The sequence below is a fragment of the Vibrio sp. SCSIO 43140 genome (assembly GCF_023716585.1).
GTDB classification, from domain to species: domain Bacteria; phylum Pseudomonadota; class Gammaproteobacteria; order Enterobacterales; family Vibrionaceae; genus Vibrio; species Vibrio maritimus_B.
This window is the reverse complement of the sequence record NZ_CP071850.1, coordinates 2,592,217-2,611,978: the sequence shown is the minus strand read 5'-3', so window position 1 is coordinate 2,611,978 and position 19,762 is coordinate 2,592,217. Positions and strand designations below refer to the sequence as shown.

General features: G+C 45.6%; 19 protein-coding genes. 4 read left to right on the top strand and 15 right to left on the bottom strand.

Annotated elements, in window-relative coordinates:
• Positions 1-135 precede the first annotated feature (135 nt).
• Genes fabG through yceD form a run of 6 tightly spaced genes read right to left on the bottom strand, consistent with a single transcriptional unit; the run spans position 136 to position 4,601 of the window.
• Positions 136-870, bottom strand: coding sequence for a 3-oxoacyl-ACP reductase FabG (fabG, locus tag J4N45_RS12605; RefSeq protein WP_234496057.1), 735 nt, complete (start codon positions 868-870; stop codon positions 136-138).
• A 17-nt stretch (positions 871-887) separates the two neighbouring features.
• Positions 888-1,811 carry an ACP S-malonyltransferase gene (fabD, locus tag J4N45_RS12600; protein WP_128648594.1) on the bottom strand — a complete coding sequence of 308 codons (924 nt, stop codon included), beginning with the start codon at positions 1,809-1,811 and terminating at the stop codon, positions 888-890.
• Positions 1,812-1,868: 57 nt separating this feature from the next.
• Positions 1,869-2,819, bottom strand: a complete 951-nt coding sequence (locus J4N45_RS12595; RefSeq protein ID WP_042476757.1) for a beta-ketoacyl-ACP synthase III — start codon at positions 2,817-2,819, stop codon at positions 1,869-1,871.
• 5 nt (positions 2,820-2,824) lie between these two features.
• Positions 2,825-3,850 (bottom strand): phosphate acyltransferase PlsX, encoded by a 1,026-nt coding sequence (gene plsX / locus J4N45_RS12590; protein ID WP_042476754.1) that lies wholly within the window; start codon positions 3,848-3,850, stop codon positions 2,825-2,827.
• Between the two features lie 9 nt (positions 3,851-3,859).
• Positions 3,860-4,030, bottom strand: coding sequence for a 50S ribosomal protein L32 (gene rpmF / locus J4N45_RS12585; protein ID WP_031493499.1), 171 nt, complete (start codon positions 4,028-4,030; stop codon positions 3,860-3,862).
• A 43-nt stretch (positions 4,031-4,073) separates the two neighbouring features.
• Positions 4,074-4,601: a 23S rRNA accumulation protein YceD gene (yceD, locus tag J4N45_RS12580; protein ID WP_112460434.1), complete on the bottom strand. Its 528-nt coding sequence runs from the start codon at positions 4,599-4,601 to the stop codon at positions 4,074-4,076.
• A gap of 135 nt (positions 4,602-4,736) precedes the next feature.
• Here yceD and J4N45_RS12575 point away from each other — a divergent pair, with 135 nt between their 5' ends.
• Positions 4,737-5,321, top strand: a complete 585-nt coding sequence (locus J4N45_RS12575; RefSeq protein WP_252011651.1) for a Maf family protein — start codon at positions 4,737-4,739, stop codon at positions 5,319-5,321.
• Between the two features lie 73 nt (positions 5,322-5,394).
• Here the strand turns inward: J4N45_RS12575 and rluC are convergent, their stop codons facing one another.
• Positions 5,395-6,342: a 23S rRNA pseudouridine(955/2504/2580) synthase RluC gene (rluC, locus tag J4N45_RS12570; RefSeq protein ID WP_252011650.1), complete on the bottom strand. Its 948-nt coding sequence runs from the start codon at positions 6,340-6,342 to the stop codon at positions 5,395-5,397.
• A 616-nt stretch (positions 6,343-6,958) separates the two neighbouring features.
• Here rluC and rne point away from each other — a divergent pair.
• Both rne and J4N45_RS12560 read left to right on the top strand, forming a co-directional pair.
• Positions 6,959-9,958 (top strand): ribonuclease E, encoded by a 3,000-nt coding sequence (gene rne / locus J4N45_RS12565; RefSeq protein WP_252011649.1) that lies wholly within the window; start codon positions 6,959-6,961, stop codon positions 9,956-9,958.
• Between the two features lie 299 nt (positions 9,959-10,257).
• The gene (locus J4N45_RS12560; protein WP_252011648.1) at positions 10,258-11,817 is read left to right on the top strand and encodes a SulP family inorganic anion transporter; all 1,560 of its coding nucleotides are present in this window, start codon (positions 10,258-10,260) and stop codon (positions 11,815-11,817) included.
• A gap of 53 nt (positions 11,818-11,870) precedes the next feature.
• On the opposite strand, the gene J4N45_RS12555 is transcribed toward J4N45_RS12560, so the two are convergent.
• On the bottom strand, positions 11,871-12,155 hold the full coding sequence (locus tag J4N45_RS12555; RefSeq protein WP_252011647.1) for a YeaC family protein: 285 nt from the start codon (positions 12,153-12,155) through the stop codon (positions 11,871-11,873).
• Between the two features lie 185 nt (positions 12,156-12,340).
• Between J4N45_RS12555 and J4N45_RS12550 the strand changes: the two genes are divergently transcribed.
• Complete coding sequence (locus J4N45_RS12550; protein ID WP_252011646.1) at positions 12,341-13,153, top strand: DUF2989 domain-containing protein; 813 nt, start codon at positions 12,341-12,343, stop codon at positions 13,151-13,153.
• Between the two features lie 101 nt (positions 13,154-13,254).
• Here the strand turns inward: J4N45_RS12550 and J4N45_RS12545 are convergent, their stop codons facing one another.
• The 7 genes from J4N45_RS12545 to hinT all read right to left on the bottom strand — a co-directional run bounded on the left by J4N45_RS12545 (position 13,255) and on the right by hinT (position 19,366).
• On the bottom strand, positions 13,255-14,544 hold the full coding sequence (locus J4N45_RS12545; RefSeq protein ID WP_252011645.1) for an NAD(P)/FAD-dependent oxidoreductase: 1,290 nt from the start codon (positions 14,542-14,544) through the stop codon (positions 13,255-13,257).
• Positions 14,545-14,955: 411 nt separating this feature from the next.
• On the bottom strand, positions 14,956-15,498 hold the full coding sequence (gene ycfP, locus J4N45_RS12540) for an alpha/beta hydrolase YcfP (RefSeq protein ID WP_252011644.1): 543 nt from the start codon (positions 15,496-15,498) through the stop codon (positions 14,956-14,958).
• Positions 15,499-15,614: 116 nt separating this feature from the next.
• Positions 15,615-16,427 carry a phosphotransferase gene (locus J4N45_RS12535; RefSeq protein ID WP_252011643.1) on the bottom strand — a complete coding sequence of 271 codons (813 nt, stop codon included), beginning with the start codon at positions 16,425-16,427 and terminating at the stop codon, positions 15,615-15,617.
• 52 nt (positions 16,428-16,479) lie between these two features.
• Entirely contained in the window at positions 16,480-17,070 is a 591-nt protein-coding gene (gene lpoB, locus J4N45_RS12530) for a penicillin-binding protein activator LpoB (RefSeq protein WP_042476725.1), read from the bottom strand.
• A 40-nt stretch (positions 17,071-17,110) separates the two neighbouring features.
• Complete coding sequence (locus J4N45_RS12525) at positions 17,111-17,503, bottom strand: YcfL family putative periplasmic lipoprotein (RefSeq protein ID WP_042476720.1); 393 nt, start codon at positions 17,501-17,503, stop codon at positions 17,111-17,113.
• Positions 17,503-18,900: a COG3014 family protein gene (locus J4N45_RS12520; RefSeq protein WP_252011642.1), complete on the bottom strand. Its 1,398-nt coding sequence runs from the start codon at positions 18,898-18,900 to the stop codon at positions 17,503-17,505. Before J4N45_RS12520 ends, J4N45_RS12525 begins: the two co-directional genes overlap by 1 nt.
• A gap of 115 nt (positions 18,901-19,015) precedes the next feature.
• Entirely contained in the window at positions 19,016-19,366 is a 351-nt protein-coding gene (gene hinT / locus J4N45_RS12515; RefSeq protein WP_252011641.1) for a purine nucleoside phosphoramidase, read from the bottom strand.
• Between the last annotated feature and the right edge of the window lie 396 nt (positions 19,367-19,762).

Genomic DNA, 19,762 nt, shown 5'->3' with positions numbered 1-19,762 from the left:
TATGCGATGTTTCCGTAGTTTATTCGAACTGTTGAAAGTTGCAAGGGGGTCCTTGCTGGTCAAACCACAATTTTAGCGAATTTAACCGAAATTCAGTACATTTTTGACTTAAATCATGCACAAATGTTGCACAGATCAAACCATGTACATGCCACCATTTACGTGAAGTGTTTCACCTGTGATGTATGCCGCTTCTGGCGATGCAAGAAATGCAACAGCTGAAGCGATTTCACGTGGGTCACCTAAACGACCAGCAGGCACGTTGGCTAGTGTAGCAGCTCGTTGCTCATCATTCAGTGCTTTTGTCATATCTGTTTCGATAAAACCTGGTGCAACTGTGTTCACCGTCACACCGCGTGAAGCAACTTCACGAGCCATAGACTTGGTGAAACCGATTACGCCTGCTTTTGCAGCAGCATAGTTGGTTTGACCAGCGTTACCCATTGTACCAACGACAGAACCCACGTTGATGATGCGACCCTGACGCTTCTTCATCATACCGCGCAACACAGCTTTAGATAGGCGGAAGATAGACGTTAGGTTAGTGTCCATGATATCTGTCCACTCATCGTCCTTCATACGCATTAATAGGTTATCGCGAGTGATACCAGCGTTGTTAACAAGAATGTCGATCGCGCCAAATTCATCGTTGATTTGCTTAAGAACAGCTTCGATCGAGTCAGTATCTGTCACGTTTAGCGCTAGGCCTTTGCCATTTTCACCTAAGTACTCGCTGATAGCAGCTGCACCGTTATCTGATGTCGCCGTACCAATTACTGTTGCACCGCGCTCTACCAGTAGCTCTGCAATTGAGCGACCAATACCACGGCTTGCACCTGTTACTAAGGCAATCTTGCCTTCAAGGTTCATCATTATTGGATTCCTTATTATTTTGCAGCTTCGAGTGACGCAGCGTCATTTACCGCAGCCGCACTCAATGTCTTAACAATGCGTTTTGTTAGGCCAGTTAACACTTTACCTGGACCAAGTTCCAACAGTTTCTCAACACCTTGCTCGCTCATTTTCTCAACGCCTTCAGTCCAACGAACTGGGCTATGAAGCTGGCGAACTAGCGCGTCTTTAATTTTTGCTGGGTCGGTTTCTGTTTCAACATCAACGTTGTTGATGACTGGAACCGAAGGTGCGTTGAACTCAATCGCTTCAAGCGCAACCGCGAGCTTTTCTGCTGCTGGTTTCATCAGCGCGCAGTGAGAAGGTACCGACACTGGCAATGGTAGCGCGCGCTTCGCACCCGCTTCTTTACATAGTGCGCCAGCTCGCTCTACTGCTGCTTTGTTACCAGCAATAACAACCTGACCTGGTGAGTTAAAGTTCACTGGGGAAACCACTTCACCTTGTGCGGCTTCTTCACATGCTTTAGCAATCGACTCATCATCTAGACCGATGATGGCATACATCGCGCCAACGCCAGCAGGAACGGCTTCTTGCATCAATTGACCGCGAAGTTCAACAAGTTTGATTGCTTCTTTGAAGTCAATGACACCAGCACACACTAGCGCTGAATACTCACCTAGGCTGTGACCCGCTACGAGTTTAGGCTGAGCAAGACCCTGCTCTTGCCATACACGCCAAATAGCTACAGAAGAAGCTAATAGCGCAGGCTGCGTGCGATGTGTTTGATTTAAATCTTCTGCTGGGCCGTTTTGAACCAATGCCCATAGGTCGTAACCAAGTGCTTCAGATGCTTCCGCAAATGTCGCTTTTACGATCTCATGTTGCTCGCCTAGCTCTGCTAGCATGCCAACTGTTTGTGAACCCTGACCTGGGAACACGATTGCAAAATTACTCATCGTTATTTCCTTAAACAACGCAATCTATGACTTTTATATCGTTCGGTGTTCGTGAGGTTAGAAGCGAACTAACGCTGACCCCCAGGTAAAACCACCACCAAACGCTTCTAATAGAAGGTTCTGTCCACGCTTAATGCGACCATCGCGAACCGCCTCATCTAAGGCCGTTGGTACGGTTGCTGCCGAAGTATTACCGTGGCGATCAAGTGTTAGGACGACTTGATCCATCGACATACCCAGTTTTTTCGCGGTTGCCGAAATGATGCGATAGTTCGCTTGATGAGGAACCAACCAATCGAGGTCCTCTTTGCTCATATCGTTCGCGCTTAGTGTATCTTTAACTAGTTTCGATAGCTGAGTAACGGCAACTTTGAATACTTCGTTACCCGACATGTTCAGCCACTTATCGAGTTCACCGCCACGTACAGGCATTTCAAGACTGAGAAGATCTCCAAAACGACCATCTGCATATAAATGCGTCGAAATGATGCCTGGCTCTTCACTAGCACCCAAAACCACAGCACCGGCTGCATCACCGAATAGGATGATGGTTGAGCGATCAATTTCTTCGACCGTTTTAGATAGACAATCTGAGCCAATCACCAATACGTTTTTACACATTCCTGAACGGATATGTTGATCAGCAACTGACAGCGCGTATACAAAACCTGTACATGCTGCAGCCATATCAAAAGCAGGGCAACCTTGAATGCCAAGTTTTGCTTGAACTTGACAAGCCGACGAAGGAAAAGCGTGGCTACTACTTGTTGTTGCAACAATAATTAGATCGATATCATTCTTATCGATGCCCGCCATCTCAATGGCTTTCAGGGAAGCTTCGTAGCCCATGTCTGCAACGGTTTCGTCCTCTGCAGCGATTCTACGTTCTTTAATACCTGTGCGAGTAACGATCCATTCATCTGTCGTATCTACCATTTTCTCTAGATCTGCATTGGTGCGGATCTGAGACGGCAGGTAGCTGCCTGTACCTAAAATTTTGCTATACATGAAGACTAATACTGCCTCTCGAGTAACACTGCTTCTAGACGATCGCTTATTTGGTTTGGCACTTGGCGTTTAACCTCGTGAACCGCTTCGCCTATCGCATTAACAAGCGCTGAAACATCAGCACTTCCGTGGCTTTTTATGACAATGCCGCGCAATCCTAACAAACTTGCCCCGTTATACTGGTCGGGGTTCAGTGCTTTAACTTCGTTTAATACATCAGAAAACAGCAATCTAGCCAACCAACCCTTGATTGTAGAGGTGGATAATTTGGCTTTAAGTTTGTTGATAATAAATTGCGCAGTTCCTTCGCAAGCTTTCAATGTTGTGTTACCAACAAAGCCATCGCAGACAATGACATCTGCGCTGTCGCTGAGTAACTCATTTCCTTCAACGAATCCAATATAGTTAATAGATCGGCATTGTGTCAGCATTTCTGAGCAACGTTTGACGAGATCGTTACCTTTTATTTCTTCTGCACCGATATTCAATATTGCGACTCTAGGGCTTCGTCCAAGATGTTGCTCGGCAAGTGCGCTTCCCATTACAGCAAACTGAAATAGAGAATCGGCATCGACAGACGCATTTGCCCCAAGATCTAACATCCAGGTTTTTCTGCCTTGTGCAGTAGGTAGAGCGGAGACTAACGCAGGTCTATCTATACCAGGGAGGAGCTTAAGACGGAATCTTGATAGTGCCATTAGCGCACCGGTATTACCGCCGCTTACACACGCGTCAGCCTGCTCGGATTCAACTAAATCAATCGCTATACGCATAGACGTATCTTGACTGTTTCTAAGGGCGAAGGAAGGCTTTTCGGAATTCGAAATGACTCGGTCACTATGCATGACCGTAAGACGGTTACTGTTTTGGTAACCTAGGTGTTTGAGTTGCGTGTTTATTGACGGCTCGTCGCCAACAAGCACCACTTTTAGCTCTGGGAAAAGCGACAGTGCCTGCACGGCGGCAGGCACTGTTACGGAAGGACCGAAGTCCCCGCCCATTGCATCAAGTGCAACGGTTATATTATGCAAAGGTCAACCTTACTTGTTGATAACCTTTTTGCCACGGTAGTAACCGTCAGCAGTCACGTTGTGACGTAGGTGAGTTTCACCTGAAGTTGCGTCTACAGATAGTGCAGCTGAAGTTAGCGCATCATGTGAACGACGCATGCCACGCATAGAACGTGACTTCTTGCTTTTTTGTACGGCCATGGACCCTACTCCTATGTTAGTAATTTAAACGTCAGTAACTCTGTTACTCACGCTTTAAGCTCTTTAAAACATCAAATGGATTTGGCTTTTCTTCTGGAACCTCTTCCGGAATATCTCCAAACACCATGTTGTTTGAGTCAACGCTACAATCTGCTATATCGTGCATTGCGACTTGAGGCAGGTTTAAGATGAACTCGTCTTCAACTAGTTGTATGAGATCGACCTCACCGTACTCATTAAGATCTACCAAATCGTAATCTTCCGGTGCTTCCTCTTCACTCTTCTCACTATAGTAAGGAGTATAAGTGAATTGGACTTCACACAGGTGTGTGAAAATCTCATTACAACGCTGACATTCCAAATCAACTTCGATGTTAGCTTTACCAGAGATAACAACAAGTCGCTGTTCATCATGCCCAAAGGACAATGTCACTTCAGCATCGCGTTTTACGCTACTAACTGACTCGTGCAAACGCTTAAAAAGGCTGACTTGGATGATGCCATCATAGTCGAGTCTTTTTTGTGCCGTCTTACCCGGGTCAACACTTCGCGGTATTTTTACCTTTTGCATAGGGCGCGAATATTATCTTCCAAAACGGATTTAGTCAAAGAAAAAGGCGAAAAAGTTGTACTTTTTTTGCCTACAGATTAAGAATCTAACAATATGTCCAGAAACTGCAATTATGATAAGAAAACTGAGCCCAAAATGAAATCCACAAGACTCATTTTAGCGTCCACTTCTCCCTTCCGTGCTGAGCTTTTGAACAAATTGGCACTAGAGTTTGAAGCGAAGGCACCCAATGTAGATGAAAAAGCCCACTCAAGCGAGTCTGCAGAGCAGTTAGTACAGCGTCTTGCACTTGAAAAAGCGCAAGCCCTCAGAGCGGAGCCCGATGCTATCGTTATTGGAAGCGATCAAGTGTGCGTCATCGATGGCCAGATTATCGGTAAACCGCTCAACAGAGAAAATGCCGTAAATCAACTCTCTCAACAGAGCGGTAAAACCATTCGTTTTTATACGGGTCTTGCCGTCTACAATACCGAAACCGGCACCTCAGACGTCACAGTCGACACATTCGATGTCAGCTTCAGAAACCTAACACAAAAGCAGATCGAGCGTTACGTCGATATTGAGCAACCCTTCTACTGTGCTGGCAGCTTTAAAAGTGAAGGGCTTGGTATCACTTTATTTAGTGCGTTAAATGGTAAGGATCCAAACACCCTAGTCGGACTGCCACTGATCGATTTGATCACCATACTAGAAAAGCACGGAATCTCCCCGCTTGCCTAAGCGTTGGCTGACCATTAACAAAAAAGCGAAGCTGTAAAGAGCTTCGCTTTTCTACAAATCGCATCACCGAAAATCATTGCATCGTTTTCAGCTTATCCAGAGCGCGTTGTAGCTTAGGTTCCATCTCAGCGTGGATTTCCATTTTTTCTTCTTTGCCTGGGTGCATGAAAATGATATTTGCAGCGTGTAAGAAGAGTCGATCGAGACCTACCTTTGCGGTATACGCATCAAATCGACGGTCCCCGTATCGATCATCCCAAGCTATCGGGTGTCCAGTATATTGCGTGTGGACGCGAATCTGATGCGTTCGACCGGTGATAGGGCTTGCCTGAATCAAGGTTGCCTGCTCGTAAGACGAAAGAACTTTGAAACGAGTTTCCGATGCTTTTCCGTTCGGGTTCACTCTAACAATACTGTTCACTTCATTTTTCAGAAGTGGCGCTTTCACCACCTTACAGCTCGGCTTCCATGTGCCCATCACCAACGCATAGTAGTATTTCTGAACCGTCTTCTCACGGAATTGGGCTTGCAGGTGACGAAGCGCAGAGCGCTTTTTCGCGACCAGCAGAATACCTGAGGTATCTCTGTCTATACGATGCACCAACTCAAGAAATCGAGCTTGCGGTCTTAGCGCACGCAGTGCTTCGATTGCACCGAACTTAAGACCACTCCCGCCATGCACAGCTAACCCTGATGGCTTGTTCAACACCAAAATGTGATCATCTTCATAGATGATCTGGGATTCAAGCTGCGCCACCTTGTTGAGATTGGTGTTGAGCGGTGCTTCAGGCTCTTTCTCTTCTATAGTTACAGGTGGAATACGAACCAAATCGCCTGCTTGCAATTTATATTCTGCCTTCACTCGCTTTTTATTTACGCGCACTTCTCCCTTGCGCACAATTCGGTACACAACACTCTTTGGGATGTTTTTTAGTTGGTTACGCAGAAAGTTATCTATGCGTTGGCCAGCCATATCGTCATCGATGTCGACGAATTGGACTTTTGTTCTTATTTCACTCATTTCGTCATTATAACACTCAAACTCTCAAGAAAAGAACGCTTTCTAAATGTTGATTGCCTAAGGTTTGGTAGAGAAAACCTGTCAAAGTTGTCGGAATGAAACCTTTTGGACAAGTTGTGGATAGTTTTTAACCACCCAAGGACGAGGTTTCCCCCGCCCACATTTTTGCCCATTTAAATCAGTACATTATCCGTACAGACACGATAAAAGCTTGGTTTTTTTCTGTGGTTTAGACTAAAGCTGATTGCTGATATTTGGTTGCGCTGCTATAGTTCACAGCTGCAATGGATAATTAGATTCGATTTTCTATTTGTCGCTATTATCTTTGAGCAATTAAATGTTGAGTAGACCGCTTAGTATTGAAACGCAGCAACTGGCATAAGACGTTGATAGCTAGGCCTTCCTTGTCACCTACTCACGTACTCGTGTTTGAGTAATACCGCCACAGACGCGGATCACACAGCCTCAGTCCTGTGTGATGACTGTAGTGCCCACGAGCATCCCTTCCAGCCGGGAGGCTGCATTAAATAAAGCCATGGGATCAGGCACCGCGAGTTACGAAACCTGTGACAAGAGCAATGATGAAAACAAAGAAAATACAACGAGAATTTCTGTAATGAAAAGAATGTTAATCAACGCAACTCAAAAAGAAGAGTTGCGTGTTGCTTTGGTTGACGGTCAGAAACTGTTCGATCTTGATATCGAAAGCCCTGGCCATGAGTCAAAGAAAGCAAATATCTACAAAGGACGTATCACTCGAGTTGAGCCTAGCCTAGAGGCCGCATTCGTTGACTACGGTGCCGAACGCCACGGTTTCCTCCCTCTTAAAGAAATTGCAAAAGAATACTTCCCACAAGGTTATACCTACCAAGGTCGTCCAAGCATCAAAGATGTATTGAGCGAAGGCCAGGAAGTCATCGTGCAAGTTGAAAAAGAGGAGCGTGGTAGCAAAGGTGCTGCACTGACAACGTATATCTCTCTAGCAGGTAGCTACTTAGTTCTTATGCCTAACAACCCTCGTGCTGGCGGTATTTCTCGTCGTATCGAAGGTGAAGAGCGCACTGAACTTAAAGCAGCACTGAGCACACTTGAACTACCTCAAGGTATGGGTCTAATCGTCCGTACTGCAGGCGTAGGTAAGAGTGCCGAAGAGCTCGAGTGGGATTTACGTTTCCTTCTAAACAACTGGGAAAATATTAAGGGCGCAGCGGACCAAAACCCTGCTCCGTTCCTAATTCACCAAGAAAGTAACGTTATCGTCCGCGCACTGCGTGACTATCTACGTCGCGACATAGGTGAAATCCTTATTGATAGCAACACGATTTACGAGCGCGCGCGCCAACATATTCAATTGGTACGCCCAGACTTCGTAAACCGCGTTAAGAAGTACGACAACGAAGTACCGCTATTTAGTCACTACCAAATCGAAAGCCAGATCGAATCTGCCTTCCAACGTGAAGTTCGCCTACCTTCTGGTGGCTCTATTGTTATCGACCCAACAGAGGCGCTTACCTCTATCGATATCAACTCTGCACGTGCAACAAAAGGTAGTGATATCGAAGAGACAGCTCTCAACACTAACTTAGAAGCGGCAGATGAGATTGCTCGTCAATTGCGTCTTCGTGACCTTGGTGGTTTGGTTGTTATCGACTTTATTGATATGACGCCAGTTCGTCACCAACGTGAAGTTGAAAACCGTCTGAGAGAAGCGGTTCGTATCGACCGTGCTCGCGTACAAATCGGTCGTATTTCTCGCTTCGGTCTTCTTGAGATGTCTCGCCAACGCTTGAGCCCGTCTCTTGCAGAAGCAAGCCACCACATCTGTCCACGTTGTAGTGGTACTGGTGTTGTACGTGATAACGAATCTCTCGCACTTTCTGTACTTCGTTTGATCGAAGAAGAAGCACTAAAAGACAACACATCGCAGGCTTTAGCGATTGTTCCTGTGCCTATCGCTTCTTACCTATTGAACGAAAAACGTCGCTCGATCAACCATATTGAGCGCGTTCAAGAAGTGAAGATCACCATCGTTCCAGATTCAGACATGGAAACGCCGCATTTTGAGGTTATCCGTGTACGTGAAGGCGAAGAGCAAGATCTCCTGTCTTACCTGCTACCTAAGAAGCTAGAAGCGCTGCGTGAAGCTGAAGCTAAAGAAGCCGGTGAATCAGAAGTGAAGCCGCGTAAGGTTGAGCAACCAGCCCTTCAAGGCTTTGCAACTCCAACGCAAACTGCGCCAACACCAGCGCCAAAAGCGCCTGAGAAGAAACCAGCTGCTGAGCCTAAAGCTGAGAAGCCAGGCCTATTCTCTCGTATTCTTTCTGCAATCGGTTCTCTATTCGCTTCACCTGAAGCAGAGAAGAAAGAGCCAGAGAAGAAAGAAGAAACAAACAAAAACCGCAACAATCGTTCGCGCCGTAACCGCAACAACGATCAACGCCGTCGCAACAACAAAGAGTCTCGTGACAACGATCGCAACAAGAATCGTCGTAACAAGCCTAACCGTGACCGCGATGAAGAGAAAGAGACGCAAAGCAACGCTCAACAAGAGCCACGCAAATCTCAGAACCGTCGTAACAAGCAGCAAGACCGCCGCAATAAGAAGCGAGACGAAGCCGCTAACAAATCGAAGGTTGAAGAGCAAGGTAAGCAAATCGCTGCTGACGTACAAGCAGAGAAGAAGAGCCCTCGTTCAGAAGATAAGCGCTCAGAAGAGAAAACTGCCAAAGTTAAAGAGCGTCGTCAACGTCGCAAACTGACTAAGCAAGTTCGCGTTAAAGACCAGAATGCCAAACAGGAAGAGTTAGCAGAGCAACAAAATGTCGCAGCTGTAACTCAAGCGCCTGTTGAAAAACCACAAGCGCCAGAAGCGTCTAACGAAGCTGGGGCAAAAGAGGAAGGTAAGCAGCGTCGCAACCGTCGTTCTCCACGTCACCTACGTGCAAGTGGTCAACGTCGTCGTCGTGGTCGTGATCGCCGCCCTAACCCATTCCGTCTTCGCAAAGGTGGCGTTGCTTCACCAGAAATGGCAATGGGTAAAGTGATGCCAAGTTACGGTATTACCAAGCCTAAGGCGAAAACAAAACCTGAAGCGGAAGTGAAAGAAGTTACTGTCAACGTAACTGGTATGGCGATGCCAGAGATGGCAATGGGTAAAGTCATTGTTATGCGCAAACCAGAGCCAGTCGCGACGCCAGAAGTTGCTGCTGACGTCGTTGAGACGCCGGTGGTTACCGAAGCACCTAAAGCCGTTGAGACTCCAGTTGTTGAAGCTCCTGTGGTTGAAGCACCTGTTGCTGACACACCAGTAACTGAATCTACGACTACACCTGACTCTAACGTTTCAGAAGAAGTCGTAGAGGTTGTTGCTGAAGCGCCGAAAGCACAAGAGCAAGCTCCAGTCGAAGCTAAGTCAGCTGAACCAGAAGTCACTGCAAAAGCAAGCTTCAAAGGCCATGCTAGTGCGCCAATGGCGAAAGCAGAAGGCAAGCAAGAGCTGGGTGAAATCATCATTAACGCTGCACCAGTAAAAACTGAACGTTACCAGCAGAAAGGTGCTGGTAGCCAAGTCGCTACAAATGCTGCATCAGCGGCGATGACAAAACCTAACTATTAATTGCTAGTCAGTTAGACTAACTAAACGATAAGGGCTGCTATATTGCAGCCCTTATTTTTATCTACAGAAATTTCCGTCACATTTTCTTTCAATATTGAACTTCTCGGTACAATTCTGTAGCATGCCCGACTTTGACTGTTTCATTAGCAATGCATCTTGTCTATAACCATCGAGATATAGATAGCGACGGTAAATTAGTCCTTTTTTGCTCACTGTTAATACGGTTGACACATTTTGAATGTCGAATGTGTGCTGGATGAAATGGATGTTAAACCAACAACATAAGTACGATTAATTTCATGTTTGAATTCCCACAGTTTTCTAAGCACTCAGTAAAGAATGACGTATTGTCAGGTCTGACTGTTGCTCTTGCGCTTGTTCCTGAGGCGGTTGCTTTTGCGTTCGTTGCAGGCGTTGACCCTATGGTTGGCTTGTACGCTGCCTTTATCGTCGGTTTGGTTACCTCTATCTTCGGTGGACGCCCAGGCATGATCTCTGGTGCGACAGGCGCAATGGCCGTTGTTATGGTTAGCCTTGTAGCTACTCACGGCGTTCAGTACTTGTTTGCCGCTATTATGTTAGCGGGTCTGTTTCAGATCAGTGCTGGCATCTTTAAGCTCGGCAAATTTATCCGTATCGTACCGCATCCGGTAATGATCGGCTTTGTGAACGGCCTCGCTATCGTTATTTTCCTAGCACAGCTCGGCCAGTTTAAAGCACCAGACTTATCCGGAGCCCTCACGTGGCTGCCTCAAGATCAAATGATGCTGATGCTGGGTCTTGTTGCACTAACCATGGCGATCATCCACTTTTTACCAAAGATCACGACAGCAGTACCCTCTTCTCTTGTCGCGATTGTCACTGTGACACTATTGGTACAAGGTCTGGGTCTTGATACTCGTACGGTTGTCGACTTCTTGCGCTCAATGTCCGGCGACGATGCTGCGACGTTAGCGGGTTCTCTACCAACTTTCTCTATCCCCGCGGTTCCACTAACGTGGGAAACGCTGCAGATCATCCTACCTTATGCCATCATTTTGGCGGCAATTGGTCTGATTGAGTCTCTACTAACACTCACAGTCTTAGATGAGATGACGAACACACGCGGCCAATCTAACCGTGAATGTGTGGGTCAAGGTCTAGCAAACGTGACCTGTTCTGTATTCGGTGCAATGGGTGGCTGTGCGATGATTGGTCAGTCGATGATCAACGTCAACTCAGGTGGTCGCGGTCGTCTGTCTGGTATCGTTGCCGCGGTTGCATTATTGATGTTTATTCTATTTGCAGCAGCACTTATTGAGATGATCCCACTAGCAGCGCTTGTTGGTGTCATGTTCATGGTGGTTATTGGTACGTTTGAATGGGCAACCTTCAAGCTGGCTCGCCGAGTACCTAAGAAAGATTTCTTTGTCATCGTGTTGGTAACAGCTGTAACCGTAATGACAGACCTTGCTGTTGCCGTAGCGGTTGGTGTTGTTGCTTCTGCTCTGATGTTCGCATGGGAACACGCCAAGCATATCTATGCTAGCAGCCACATCAATGAAGAAGGTTCGAAAGAATACATGGTTAACGGTCCAATTTTCTTTGGTTCTGCGGCCAACTTCCTTGAGCTATTTGACGCACAAAATGATCCACAAGATGTGATTGTTGATTTTGCGAACTCTCGCGTTACCGATCACTCTGCGATTGAGGCTATTGAAACCTTGGCCGAGCGTTATGCGACGGTAGGTAAAACCCTACACTTGCGCCACCTCAGCCCAGACTGCCGTAAGCTTCTAGACAAAGCGGGCAGCTTAGTTGAAATTAATGTTAAAGAAGACCCAAGCTACAAAGTCGCAACCGACGTATTAGCTGGTTAATCGACAAATACTAAAAAGGGGTGGCAACACCCCTTTTTGTTTACTCTGATTGACTAATCTTGTGAAACCTTCACTCTAGCTATCTCGTTCGAGTTATCTGTAAACTGGTTTTTCAGCTCTGCTTTACTCTTGAATGTAATGTCTCCACCAGCGGCAACCGACATATGCTGTGGCTCAACATTGTGCTTCGACTGATAAAGCATTACAGCCTGCATGCAAGAGTCTCTTTGTTCTGGTGATAATCGACTGCCCTCTGGCCATCGCCCAGTTTCTGTCGCATAAAGCAGTCTTTCATACACATCTGGTGTCATTGCTTCTAATAATTGTTCTACATCCATAATGAACCTTCTTGTCGTCACACTATTTATTTTCAACCGTCTCACTGTCTGGATAGCACTGCCTTGATAGCAGCACCGCTATTTTGTGGTTCTGAGAGGTTAATTCATTACTCGAACCTTAACCTGATGATACACTGAGTCAAGTTGAGCTAGATAAATCAGTGTATTCGATCACAAGTAGTAAAATGAAATTACCCCATGCTTTGCTTGTTCTTTTAAGCGCGTCAATGTTAGCCGGCTGTTTTGAGGCTCGCAAAAACACAGACCAGCTTTGCGAACAAGAACCCTCTCTTAATTGCGCAGTTCTCAATACGTCTGACGGACAATGTCGGATCCCTAGAACTAATCTTATTTGGCATCGATACGAGATGATGAAAGCCCCTAGCGAGGCAAACACCATTGAAGAGTATTATCTGTTGAAAGAGTACAGAAAATGTCTTGAACTCGCCTCGCAAATACAACCCATCGAGCAAGCTGATCTAAAAGCGAGACGCTTTGATGCTTTGATGTATTCCATTAACGAACAAGAACGGGTCACGAATTCATTGAGTGGCTCGACGTCACCAGAAACCCTCTATTTTCTTTGGAGTGAAACTGGCGACCATAACGCGCGCCGACGCTTTCTAGAGATGGAAGGCTCTCCTCAGTTGGATACCGCGGAGCTGCAGTACGCGCTTGCCACTTACTATATCTCGAGAGATAAGAATAAAACCTACCAACTATTGAACCGTTCTCTTGAACTTTCAAGTGGCGGTAAAACAGTAAACAAGGACGTCATCAAGGCTTTGGCGAGCGTAACGCAAAGCTTAAACCAACCACAACAATCGTTTCTCTGGGCTATGGTCGCGAAACAGTTCGATATTCCTATCGCTTCCGATAACGAGCTGAGGTTGATGTTTAACTTAAACGACATTGAATACGATCAGTTAAAAAGTCAGGCCAATACCGTTGCCAAGGCAATAAAAAATGGTAGTTACTCGCCAACTCTATCTCGCTAAGCACGGAAATCACGAGACTACTACGTTTTAACTGAAACGAAAAAGCCCCAAGCAAATCAATGGTTGGGGCTTTTTTTATTTTGATTAGTTTAACTTAACGATTAGTGAAGCTTTAGGTTAGGACGAAGTACTCGGTTAATTCGACCAACCAGCATCATCAGACCTGTCTTTAGCATGCCATGAAGCGCCATTTGGTGCATACGGTATAAAGAGATATACACCACACGTGCAATACGACCTTCTACCATCATCGAGCCTTTAGTTAGGTTGCCCATTAGACTACCTACTGTTGAGAAACGGCTCAAAGAAACAAGTGAACCATGATCGTTATAAACATAAGGCTTCAACTCGCGGTTGTTCAGCTTAGCCACGATATTACCAAACGCGCGTGTCGCCATCTGGTGCGCAGCCTGAGCGCGAGGTGGGACAAACTTGCCGTCCGCCTGCGTACATTGTGCTAAATCGCCAATGACAAAAATGTCATCGTCGCGTGTAGTTTGCAGCGTATCTTTAACCACTAACTGGTTAATACGGTTAGTCTCTAACCCTGCAATGTCCTTCATGAAATCAGGCGCTTTAATACCTGCAGCCCAAACCATGATCTGTGCCGGGATGTGCTCGCCGTCTTTTGTTGTCAAACCTGATTCGTCTGCTTGCGTGACCATAGTCGCAGTACGTACTGTCACACCAAGCTTAGTCAGCTCAGAATGCGCAGCACCAGAAATGCGTGGAGGAAGAGCCGGTAGGATTCGCTCACCCGCTTCAATCAAGTTTACGTTCAGCTTGCTCGAGTCTAGATCACCAAAACCGTAAGTACGTAGCTCTTTTACTGCGTTGTGCAGCTCTGCAGAAAGTTCAACACCCGTTGCGCCCGCACCCACAATAGCGATATCAACAGTACCTTGACCATTTTTCGCATGTAGCTTCAAGAACTCGTTGTTCATTTCTGTACGGAAGCGATGCGCCTGCTCTGGGCTGTCCAAGAAAATACAGTTATCGCGCACACCATGTGTGTTGAAGTCATTAGACGTAGAACCGATGGCAAGTACGAGCACATCATAATCGATTGTGCGACTTGGCATCAGCAACTCACCCTGCTCGTCTTTCAACTCACTAAGTGTAATGTGCTTGTTCTCGCGATCGATATCTTGAAGGCTACCCATTTGGAAATCAAAATGATGGTTTTTCGCGTGTGCACGGTAGCTTAATGCATCGACGCCTTCATCCAATGAGCCTGTTGCTACTTCATGCAGCAATGGCTTCCATAAGTGGCTAGCTTTACGGTCTACAAGCGTAATATTGGCGCGCCCTTTACGTCCTAGTGTTCGGCCTAACTTGGTTGCAAGCTCTAGTCCGCCTGCCCCACCACCTACAACGACAATATTAGTCACAATGGCTCTCCTAAAAAGTGAAATTTGAAAATTGAAAATCAAACGTGCCTCGATGTTATCCAAGCACAAAAATTCTTGTCATTATGCGTAAACCTTGGTCACTACACGGTGCCCCTTACGCGTTACATTTACAGTTTCACTTCACATATCGGTGCAAAATCGTCACTTTTTGCGCATTTTGGGCAAGTTCTCTTCTTGCTCTCAATTTTTTTTGATATTTATCAACTATTGTGGAACGGTTTTATTATATAGAGCAAATCAATGTCCGCAACTATTCAATGGGATTATTTTTTCACACCGAATTAAATGACTATTTCTCAAACGATTTTTCTATCAATAAAAAACGGCCCTACTAAGAGAGCCGCTGTCTTTACCATAGAGCACGCATAAATGTCGCATGCTATTGTTTGTTTATTGAGCTAACTTGAATGCCTTCATCGCTTGTAAGTGCTGAGATATCTTCTTGAATTTGTGAGTCTGGGTTTCATCCCACGTCACATCGTAGTAATCACTTAGTTCGTCAGCGGTCTCTTGGTTGTCACGAATCTCGTCTTCACGAGATAAAACAACCATACACTGTTTTGCGTTCTTGGTACGGAACTTCTCTACACACTTGGTCGCGATATCTTCGTACTCTTCAGGACGGTCGATGCGCCCTTGCATATTTTCTTCTGGGTGAAGGTTCGGGTTGAAGATAACCTGTTTAATCCCACACAAGAAGCCGATACGCTCAGACCAATAGCCACCTAGACCAACACCACAAATGAGCGGATTCGAGTCGGAAGACTCCTGAACTAACTTATTAACCTCTTTGAGCAAAAACTGCATGTCGTGCTTTGGATGAAGAGTGCTGTAGTTGACGAAGCGAACATCTTCATCAATGAATTGCAACTGAAGAACCTTTTCATGGTTGCCTGGGCTTGTTGAGTCAAAGCCGTGAAGATAGATAATCATAGTACCTCTCGATCAGTCCTGTAATGGTACGCTTTCCTTAAATCTAACATGAAAGCCATAACTTCAAAGGGGTTAAAGCCCATTTAGGATAAAAGAACTAATAAACAGTGATCCATTCAACAATTTCGTTGATAAATTTGTTCTGCCGTGGTGTAAAAATCGCCACTCTCCCAAACTTGCGCGGCCAACACATACCAAAGCATTGCCATAAGGTCGATATGAGGTTTCCAGTCCATCATGTCAGCATACCAATCCTCGGGGCGCTCTACTGCGTGATACTTCTGATAGAGCGTTAAGCCATCTTTGAAGTCCAGCCCTAACATATCTAACGTCATCGCTAAGTCCAACGTTGGTGATGCGATGGCGGCGTACTCCCAGTCAATCACAGCGATATCACCTTGAGATTTGAGTAAGTTATGAAAGCCAAAATCAAAGTGGCAGATCGCACTCATCGAGGTTCTAAGGTTTGGTGGCGCTCGAAATGCTTGGTAGAAAGAGTTATAGCGCGCTTTTAAGTCACTATCGTGAATGTGAGACCAATAGTGGTCTACCTTTGTTTGAAAATCGAACTGACGAATCGACGTATCAGGTGCAAGGCTATGAATGCGGGCTAATAGTGCAATAGCCGGTTCTGGATCGGGCTGTTGATATGGGTGTCCTTCTATCCATGAGACCAAGAGACCTTGCTCATTTTTTTTGAGGACTTGATAGGTTGGTATCGAAGGCGAAACCGCATTGATGACCTTTGCTTCATTACGACGACAGATATCGAATATCTGACTGTGCAAGGCATTTGCACGCCATACTACCCACCCAAGGCTTGGAGTGAGTATGCGCCAACTTCGGTTAGTTAATCCACCAGAAAGCGGAAGTGCCCCGAGGGGCACTTCATTGATAAGAGGAGGAATGGCAGCTAGGTCTGGTGACAACTGCAACGCCTCTTCCCAACTATAGCCTGTTGGCGAAAAGCGACTAGTCAGCTTACAGACCTAGTACAGAGCGAGACTCTTGCTTACGAATTTCGGTCTCATCTGCCCATTCGATCAGACCTGTTTCTAGGTCCATTAGGCGCATTGTCATTTTATAGTATACGTCTTTATCGCTACCCGCTTCCTTCACGATGCTGCTCAGGTTGCCATATAGCATGTACTGAGCACCCACCATTTGACCAAACTGAATCGCAGTGCTTTGATTCACAAGCTCATCATTGTTTTGGAAGTTAAGTTGCTCACGAACAGATTCTACTCGGTCCATGTCGACAAAGCGGAACTTACCTGAATTCAACATCTTGGTACTGATAGTGTCGGTGATAGATTCAGTATCAATATGCTCTGTGGTTTTGTTCTTGATGCGCTCTACGAACACGATTGGTCGGCTATCGCGGGTAATTGCCGCAACCGAACCCGACATCAACATACTGTCAACCATGTCACCAGCGATCTTTTGCAGATCCGTTGATCCAAAGTCGATGGTTGTTGTTTCTGTTGCTTGTGCGTCGCCATAGCTGACTTTGTTTGAACAACCGCCAAGAATGACAGCCAAACCTAACAAAGCAATAATACTCTTTTTCATTTTGTTTCCTTAGTCTTGCTTACGTTTCCACATGTGGAAATTAATCATCAGCTCCGCGCAACTGCACACGGAAATCTTTACCATTTGGATTTACAGACACCTCTGACAGGGTAATAGTTTCATCACCCCTCAAAATCGCACGCTTCCAAGGTGCCTGCTTAGTGTTTACTTCCAACCCTTGTTCATCGTACCAATAAAAACGGTACTGAATAATTTGGTCAACAGAGGTTGTGTTAGAAAGTTTAACGACCGCTCTTGGGTGTCCATTAGTATCAACCGTAGAAATGTCATCAACAGAGAACTTGTCTCCCATCCTCTCGTCACCGTACAGTACGGTTTGAGTTTGACCTTCTATCTTAATACCCGCTGTTTTGTTAGATGCACAACCAATTAACGAGAGAAGTACACCTATTGCTACTAACCACTTTTTCATCACATCCTTCCTAATTGCTTATGCCAGATTGTGGCACTTCCACCTTGCCTAGATACCCATACGAGGGCGGTCTGACGGTCTCTTACTTCAAAAGTATAGTCCTGACCATCAACAGAAACGGTATGCTCACCCGCTTTTACGATTTTACTCGCCGCATTCACATTGCCAGGAAGCGTTTGCCAACTTCTTGTGTCAGGCTGCTCTGTTAAGGTGTTCCATACATTGAAAAGAAGATTCCCTACATCGTCGTCCTTTGCGGTGCTCTTACGAATTTGGTCTTTGGCGTAGACCCGCAGCGCCTGTCTTAGCAAGATGGTTGGCATATTTTCCGTTAGTTGCTGCTGTGCCATCAGATTAACGTCAACCAGTTCATCTGTTTTCACCGATGCACTATCCAATGTCAAAGGTGGTAGCTTGGGTGAGACGCTTGGAACATAATATGGCAGCGCAACAGTATAAAGTGCCGTATTGCCTTGACTGTCATAAACAGGCAAAGTCAGATTCCAAGACTGCATTGCAGATACAACACCTCGCTCCTCTAGGATAATCACTCGACCTTGCCCTTCGGAAATGCCCGGTCTATCCCCGTACTGTTTCTTCAGCTTCGCAAGGTCTTGATTTCTACCTGAGCGTTTTGCAACGCGAATGGCAGCCTCAATCACCGCTTCATTGTCAGGGGCGACAGCAAGCGCTCTGGTGTAGTCAATATAGGCACCATTCAGATCATTAGACGCTTCATACAATAAGCCCGATAAATACAGCAGATAGCCATTTTGTACTGCTTTTAGCTTATTTCCAGCATCTGGATAGCGCGATAACACAGATCCAAGGTTAGGCGACAAACCCTTTTGCTTTAATTCGTTCTCGGCGGACTGCAGGTCTTTCTCTCTGGCTTGCCTCGCACGCTCTTGAACCCGATTTGCTCGTCGAACTTCGACCAACGCGCCATCTAAATCGTTTTTCTGAACATAGTTGAGACCTAGGTAAAGATGCAAAAAACCAAGCTCATAGTCAGGCGGCACGTATTCGGTAATATTGTCGTTAACCGCTAAAGCACCAACGCTCGTTGCGGTATCACTTATCGATATCAGGGCCTTGTCTTGCTGGACACGAACGGCTTTATCACTAACCTCTAACGCAGACTTACTCTCTGGGTAGTCTGCATTAAGAAAATCGACCCGCCCTCGCTCAAAGTTATCCAAAATATCTCCCGCCACCACGTCTTGTGGTAATGCGGCTTGCGCTTTTTCATACTGACCAGATTTAACAGACTGATAAACGATAGTATTTTGCTGAGTATAATGACTAAACAAGTTACCGGCAGAGAGCCCTGCACAAGCCGTCAAGGTCGCAGTAAGTGCAATAGTTATAGTATGTTTTACGCAACGTTTTAGCATGAGTGATAAATAGAATTGACTCAGATTATAGTGAAGCTATGACAACAACGATCCATAATGGTTGCAAATGGCTTTTCGTTTGCCATTGATTTTGCCATTGCCATAGCTAGCAAGATTAGCCCACTAACAGCGGGCCAAGTGGACGACCACCAACTAGGTGCATGTGAATATGGTAAACCTCTTGTCCACCGTAAGAGTTGCAGTTCATGATTAAGCGATAACCATCTTCAGCAATCCCTTCTTCTTTAGCAATCTTCTTTGCCACAGTGAACATACGTCCCATCATGGCTTCGTCTTCCGCTTCAATATCGTTGACTGTTGGGATCAACTTGTTCGGAATGATCAAAACATGACTTGGAGCACGAGGGTTAATATCGCGAAATGCCGTCACCAAATCATCTTGGTACAACACATCAGCAGGAATTTCTTTGCGAATAATTTTGCTAAAAATAGTTTCTTCAGCCATGAAGCACTCCAATTTCCAAATCAAATAGAAAGAACAAGGCGAATTCTCGCCGCATTAACAAAGTATGCACCATGGAATTAGGGATCACAATTGAAAGCAATCTCCAACTAGCTACTTGTTTTTATTATTGTTCAAATCTTCAGCGTGTCGACTTTTTGCTCAAAGCCTCAGCTAACAATTCTTCATAAAACTATCAGTTTTATTGTGTTTTTGATGAGTGCGTCATAAAACGTAGCACTGCTTATTCGTTATATTTCAGTTTTTGCTATTTCTAACGATAAAGAGACACAACGCCAAAAAACTAAGCTCAGACATTGATAGTGCTTAGTTTGGTCTAGATGGTCCAGTTAATTTTTGTATCGTTTTTGTATTGCTGCACTTTATAGGGAGAGATAA